Here is a 1,236-nt window from a genome sequence, read left to right on the forward strand (position 1 = left end):
CCCTGATGAAAATCCGCCCTCTCTGTCCTCATTATTTCAACAGTCTTGGTAGACTGAGCTATTTGCCAGGTTCACAGAGAGTCGGTACTACCTGTCAGTACATCTACTACTTACGGACTTCAACCACATAATCCCTCCTCGAGGGGTATAAACCGAGGGTTGGTTAACCCATGCCCAAGCGATTCGGGCATTCTTATTGGCTAATGCAACGACCGCCTTATTGACACCACTACGCTCTATCACACCTTTTAGCCAGCGTTGTAATTCATCACATTGTTCGTCAGGCCGCTTATTGAGTCTATACACGACAGAACGGGCACCATGTATCAGTATTCCCCTTAAATAGGCATTGCCCCGCTTACTGATACCGAGCTGTCTGACTTTTCCGCCGCTGCTATGTTCTTTCGGCACCAGCCCTAAGTAGCTGGCGAAATGGCGGCCATTTTTAAAATCCTTACCCCCACCCAATGTTATCATCAGCGCTGAAGCGCCCAATGGCCCAACCCCCGGTAACGTTAACAGTCTGCGGGTATCTTCATGCTGGGTATTCAGATGATTAAGACGCTTATCCAGTTCATTCAGACGTTGCTGAAGACCTTTTAATTCACACAACAATTCCTGAAAAAACTGACGACTTAATACCGTCAATTCATTTTCAGCATTTTCCAGATGATCAAGTAAACATTGTTCTACCTTGTGAGCACTTTCCGGTATGGTAATGCCATATTCCAGTCCTAATCCGCGTATCTGGTTAATCAGTGCAATCCGGTTTTTCATCAGGCGCTGACGAACTCGATGCAGGCATTGGATATCTTGTTGCTCTATCGTTTTTTCCGGCACATATCGCATACCCGGACGACTGTCAGCTTCTACAATGGCAATCGCATCGTTTTTATCATTTTTACTGCCCATTCTGAAAGGCGCGACATATTGAGGGCTGATTTGTTTGACTTCATGCCCAAGCCGTTTGAATTGGCGACTCCAGTAATTGGCACTGCCACAGGCTTCCATCACTATCCTTGATGACGGTTGTTGGGCAATGAAAGCGGTCAGTTTTTCACGAGGTACCATTTTGTTCTGAATGTGTTTTCCCGTGGAAGACACGATATTTAACTGAAAAACTCGCTTTGCCAGATCAATTCCGATAACTTGTTCCATGGGACACCTCTTCATATTTTGCTGATGTATTCAGCATGGCTCACTGAAGCCGATTTGGGGAGGTGTCCATTTCATTAT

At 45.8% G+C, this 1,236-nt stretch carries 1 protein-coding gene; it reads right to left on the minus strand.

Annotated elements, in window-relative coordinates; genetic code table 11:
• Positions 1-87 precede the first annotated feature (87 nt).
• Positions 88-1,158, minus strand: coding sequence for an IS110 family transposase (locus AACX68_RS07590; RefSeq protein ID WP_228860870.1), 1,071 nt, complete (start codon positions 1,156-1,158; stop codon positions 88-90).
• Positions 1,159-1,236: the final 78 nt, after the last annotated feature.

This window comes from Xenorhabdus sp. PB61.4 (assembly GCF_963894935.1).
Lineage (GTDB): Bacteria > Pseudomonadota > Gammaproteobacteria > Enterobacterales > Enterobacteriaceae > Xenorhabdus > Xenorhabdus stockiae.

Bases quoted from the DNA above. Each gene is read 5' to 3' on its own strand.
- AACX68_RS07590 (WP_228860870.1), bottom strand. From the start codon at position 1,158: ATGGAACAAGTTATCGGAATTGATCTGGCAAAGCGAGTTTTTCAGTTA.